Genomic DNA, 5,615 nt, shown 5'->3' with positions numbered 1-5,615 from the left:
TGCGCAAAAAAAAAGTCTCATAGAATTTAATCTATGAGACTTTTAAATAAAAACTGGCGGCGACCTACTCTCCCGCTTTCGCAGTACCATCGGCGCTGGTGGGCTTAACTTCTGTGTTCGGAATGGGAACAGGTGAGCCCCACCGCTAAAACCACCCTAAAGGTTGTATATAGCTGTTGGCTATTGGCTTATTGCCATTGGCCATTAGCTTTTTATCGGTAAATTTCATCACAAAGGCAAAACCAGTGTTGCACTTATAAATACTTAAGCTAAGTTATGATAAGCATGATTGCTCATTACCTATTACTCATTACTTATGAATAGGCTATAAATCTACGGGTAATTAGTACTACTCGGCTATGCTGTTACCAACTTTACACCTGTAGCCTATCAACGTGGTCATCTCCCACGACCCTTAAAAGATGTCTCATCTTGAGGCGAGTTTCGCACTTATATGCTTTCAGTGCTTATCTCTTCCAAACATAGCTACTCAGCGGTGCACCTGGCGGTACAACTGATACACCAGAGGTTTGTTCAATTCGGTCCTCTCGTACTAGAATCAAGCCCTCTCAAACATCTAACGCCCGCAATAGATAGAGACCGAACTGTCTCACGACGTTCTGAACCCAGCTCGCGTGCCACTTTAATGGGCGAACAGCCCAACCCTTGGGACCTTCTCCAGCCCCAGGATGTGACGAGCCGACATCGAGGTGCCGAACCTCCCCGTCGATGTGAGCTCTTGGGGGAGACTAGCCTGTTATCCCCGGAGTACCTTTTATCCTATGAGCGATGGCCCTTCCATACGGAACCACCGGATCACTATGTCCTGCTTTCGCACCTGATCGACTTGTTGGTCTCACAGTCAAGCACCCTTATGCCATTACACTCTACGCACGGTTACCAAGCGTGCTGAGGGTACCTTTGAAAGCCTCCGTTACTCTTTTGGAGGCGACCACCCCAGTCAAACTACCCACCACGCAATGTCCTTCTGAAAGAAGTTAGGCTCCAAGTAAGTAAAGGGTGGTATTTCAACGTTGACTCCACAAACACTAGCGTGCCTGCTTCAAAGTCTCCCACCTATCCTACACATTACTTACTCAAAGTCAATACGAAGTTATAGTAAAGGTTCACAGGGTCTTTTCGTCCCATTGCGGGTAATCGGCATCTTCACCGATACTACAATTTCACCGAGCTCGTGGCTGAGACAGTGCCCAGATCGTTACACCATTCGTGCAGGTCGGAACTTACCCGACAAGGAATTTCGCTACCTTAGGACCGTTATAGTTACGGCCGCCGTTTACTGGGGCTTCAGTCAAACGCTTCGCTTACGCTAACGCCCTTCCTTAACCTTCCAGCACCGGGCAGGTGTCAGACCCTATACAGCATCTTTCGATTTAGCAGAGTCCTGTGTTTTTGATAAACAGTCGCCTGGGCCTCTTCACTGCGGCCAACATTGCTGTTGGCGTCTCTTCTTCCGAAGTTACGAGACTATTTTGCCTAGTTCCTTAGCCACGACTCACTCGAGCACCTTAGGATTCTCTCCTCGACCACCTGTGTCGGTTTTGGTACGGGTTGCTTCACTTCGGCTTTTCTTGGATCCGATTTCACTATAACAGCTTCGCCCGAAGGCTAGGCCTTGACACTTCCGTCCGTCTTCAATAGCTACGTCGAACCGTCCCCTTTTTAGTGTGAGCAAGTATGGGAATATTAACCCATTGTCCATCCACTACCCCTTTCGGGTTCGCGTTAGGTCCCGACTAACCCTCAGCTGATTAGCATGGCTGAGGAAACCTTAGTCTTTCGGTGAGGGGGTTTCTCGCCCCCTTTATCGTTACTTATGCCTACATTTTCTTTTCTATAAGCTCCACAATACCTCACGATACTGCTTCAGCGCCGATAGAATGCTCTCCTACCAGATATAATTAATTATAAATCCATAGCTTCGGTATTCTGTTTATGCCCGATTATTATCCATGCCGGACCGCTCGACTAGTGAGCTGTTACGCACTCTTTAAATGAATGGCTGCTTCCAAGCCAACATCCTAGCTGTCAATGCAGTCCAACCGCGTTGCTTCAACTTAACAGAAATTTGGGGACCTTAGCTGTTGGTCTGGGTTCTTTCCCTCTCGGACATGGACCTTAGCACCCATGCCCTCACTGCCGTAGAACATTTATTAGCATTCGGAGTTTGTCAGGAATTGGTAGGCGGTGAAACCCCCGCATCCAATCAGTAGCTCTACCTCTAATAAACTTATATACGACGCTGCACCTAAATGCATTTCGGAGAGTACGAGCTATCTCCCAGTTTGATTGGCCTTTCACCCCTACCCACAGGTCATCCGAAGACTTTTCAACGTCAACCGGTTCGGTCCTCCACTTTGTGTTACCAAAGCTTCAACCTGCCCATGGGTAGATCACAAGGTTTCGCGTCTAATCCTACTAACTATGCGCCCTATTCAGACTCGCTTTCGCTCCGGCTCCGGACCTGAAGTCCTTAACCTCGCTAGTAAAATTAACTCGTAGGCTCATTATGCAAAAGGCACGCCGTCACAGAATTAATCTGCTCCGACCGCTTGTAGGCGTACGGTTTCAGGTTCTATTTCACCCTTCTATTCGAAGTGCTTTTCACCTTTCCTTCACAGTACTTGTTCACTATCGGTCTTTCAGGAGTATTTAGCCTTGGAGGATGGTCCCCCCATATTCAGACAGGATTTCACGTGTCCCGCCCTACTCATTTATCATCTATGTATGCCTTTCAAATACGGGGCTATCACCCTCTATGGCTGTTCTTTCCAGAACATTCTTTTAAACATATAAAGACTTTTGGGCTAATCCGCTTTCGCTCGCCACTACTTACGGAATCTCTTCGATTTCTTTTCCTCAGGGTACTTAGATGTTTCAGTTCTCCTGGTTTGCTCCCATTGCTGGGTGACATGTCTTCAACATGCCGGGTTGCCCCATTCGGACATCTGCGGATCTATTCGTGTGTGCCAATCCCCGCAGCTTTTCGCAGCTTACCACGTCCTTCTTCGCCTCTGAAAGCCTAGGCATCCGCCATACGCCCTTAACGATTTCTTTCCTATTTTTAGGTTACTCAAGCACTTATAAGTGCTCGGTTTTCTCTTTGTGATGTCTTTACCGTTAATGTCAATGATCTTAATTTCTTCTCTTCAGTCTGATGAACAATTATTGTTTTTGGCTCCAATCGTAACTTTTAAATCAAACTTCCAAAACTGTGGAGAATAAGGGAGTCGAACCCTTGACCTCCTGCGTGCAAGGCAGGCGCTCTAGCCAGCTGAGCTAATTCCCCCTCTAGGTGCTGTTGGCTTCTTGCTAATTGCTTCTGGATTTTTTGCCATCAGACATAAGCTATTTGCCAGCCGCCTTAATTAGTAGTCTCGGGCAGGCTCGAACTGCCGACCTCTACATTATCAGTGTAGCGCTCTAACCAGCTGAGCTACGAGACTTTGTATGAGTAATGGGTGATGAGTAATAAGTAATATACTTTTCCCCTTCTTCATTTCTCAATCTCTTTCCCTTTTACTAATTTCTAGTGGGTTTTGTATTTATATATATTTATAAGTAATAAGTAATCGGTAATAAGTAATTTTTATATTCCTCACTTTTACACTTGGATCTTTTTACTTTTAACTTTTTACTTTCCTTATAAACCAACCAAATAAAAAACTAAAGCTTTACTTTAAGTAAGTGCTTTGTGTATTGCTACACTAATTTTGTTTAACGTTCTTCAACGCTCTAAAATGAGATGTTCCAGCCGCACCTTCCGGTACGGCTACCTTGTTACGACTTAGCCCTAGTTACCTGTTTTACCCTAGGCAGCTCCTGTTACGGTCACCGACTTCAGGTACCCCAGACTTCCATGGCTTGACGGGCGGTGTGTACAAGGCCCGGGAACGTATTCACCGCGCCATGGCTGATGCGCGATTACTAGCGATTCCAGCTTCATAGAGTCGAGTTGCAGACTCCAATCCGAACTGAGACCGGCTTTCGAGATTTGCATCACATCGCTGTGTAGCTGCCCTCTGTACCGGCCATTGTATTACGTGTGTGGCCCAAGACGTAAGGGCCGTGATGATTTGACGTCATCCCCACCTTCCTCTCTACTTGCGTAGGCAGTCTCACTAGAGTCCCCAACTGAATGATGGCAACTAGTGACAGGGGTTGCGCTCGTTGCAGGACTTAACCTAACACCTCACGGCACGAGCTGACGACAACCATGCAGCACCTTGAAAATTGCCCGAAGGAGGATCTATTTCTAAATCTGTCAATTCCCATTTAAGTCTTGGTAAGGTTCCTCGCGTATCATCGAATTAAACCACATAATCCACCGCTTGTGCGGGCCCCCGTCAATTCCTTTGAGTTTCAAACTTGCGTTCGTACTCCCCAGGTGGCTAACTTATCACTTTCGCTTAGTCTCTGATTCCGAAAAACCAAAAACGAGTTAGCATCGTTTACGGCGTGGACTACCAGGGTATCTAATCCTGTTCGCTCCCCACGCTTTCGTCCATCAGCGTCAGTTAAGACATAGTAACCTGCCTTCGCAATTGGTGTTCTAAGTAATATCTATGCATTTCACCGCTACACTACTTATTCCAGCTACTTCTACCTTACTCAAGACCCGCAGTATCAATGGCAGTTTCATAGTTAAGCTATGAGATTTCACCACTGACTTACGGATCCGCCTACGGACCCTTTAAACCCAATAAATCCGGATAACGCTTGCACCCTCCGTATTACCGCGGCTGCTGGCACGGAGTTAGCCGGTGCTTATTCGTACAGTACCTTCAGCTATTTACACGTAAATAGGTTTATCCCTGTACAAAAGAAGTTTACAACCCATAGGGCCGTCGTCCTTCACGCGGGATGGCTGGATCAGGCTCTCACCCATTGTCCAATATTCCTCACTGCTGCCTCCCGTAGGAGTCTGGTCCGTGTCTCAGTACCAGTGTGGGGGATCACCCTCTCAGGCCCCCTAAAGATCATTGACTTGGTGAGCCGTTACCTCACCAACTATCTAATCTTGCGCGTGCCCATCTCTATCCACCGGAGTTTTCAATAATAAGCGATGCCACTCATTATATTATGGGGTATTAATCTCCCTTTCGAAAGGCTATCCCCCAGATAAAGGCAGGTTGCACACGTGTTCCGCACCCGTGCGCCGCTCTCAAGATTCCGAAGAATCTCTACCGCTCGGCTTGCATGTGTTAGGCCTCCCGCTAGCGTTCATCCTGAGCCAGGATCAAACTCTCCATTGTATGTTTGTCTGACTCACTCAAAGTTTTTTAACGCTTTAGTTTTTCCTTACTTGGTTGTTATATTGTATGTCAATGATCTTCAAATCTTTCGCTTCTTACAAAACTAATTCTCTGTCGTTTTCGTTTCGTATTTGCGAGTGCAAAAGTAATACTTTATTTTATTCTGACCAAATGTTTTGAAGAAAATTTTAAAGTTTTTTTTACTAACCTTAACCCCTCTCTGCCATTCAATCCCTCACTCCTGCGCTTCCCCGTTTAGGGACTGCAAAGATACAAATCTTTTTATTCTGAGCAAGTTTTATTTTAAGTTTTTTCTAAATTAATTTAAAATAAAATATC

At 46.1% G+C, this 5,615-nt stretch carries 2 tRNA genes and 3 rRNA genes; all 5 read right to left on the bottom strand.

Features of this window, described 5'->3' with window-relative positions:
• Positions 1-51 precede the first annotated feature (51 nt).
• A 5S ribosomal RNA gene (gene rrf / locus BW951_RS22070) occupies positions 52-159 on the bottom strand.
• A 164-nt stretch (positions 160-323) separates the two neighbouring features.
• Positions 324-3,078, bottom strand: a 23S ribosomal RNA gene (locus BW951_RS22065).
• A gap of 158 nt (positions 3,079-3,236) precedes the next feature.
• Positions 3,237-3,310, bottom strand: a tRNA-Ala gene (locus BW951_RS22060).
• Positions 3,311-3,393: 83 nt separating this feature from the next.
• Positions 3,394-3,467, bottom strand: a tRNA-Ile gene (locus BW951_RS22055).
• A 292-nt stretch (positions 3,468-3,759) separates the two neighbouring features.
• Positions 3,760-5,276 (bottom strand): 16S ribosomal RNA (locus tag BW951_RS22050).
• Together the 16S, 23S and 5S rRNA genes with 2 tRNA genes alongside form the textbook arrangement of a ribosomal RNA operon.
• Between the last annotated feature and the right edge of the window lie 339 nt (positions 5,277-5,615).

The organism is Chryseobacterium gambrini (assembly GCF_900156825.1).
GTDB classification, from domain to species: Bacteria; Bacteroidota; Bacteroidia; order Flavobacteriales; family Weeksellaceae; genus Chryseobacterium; species Chryseobacterium gambrini.
Note: the sequence above shows the minus strand (reverse complement) of the source record. Positions and strands in the feature narration are given on the sequence as shown.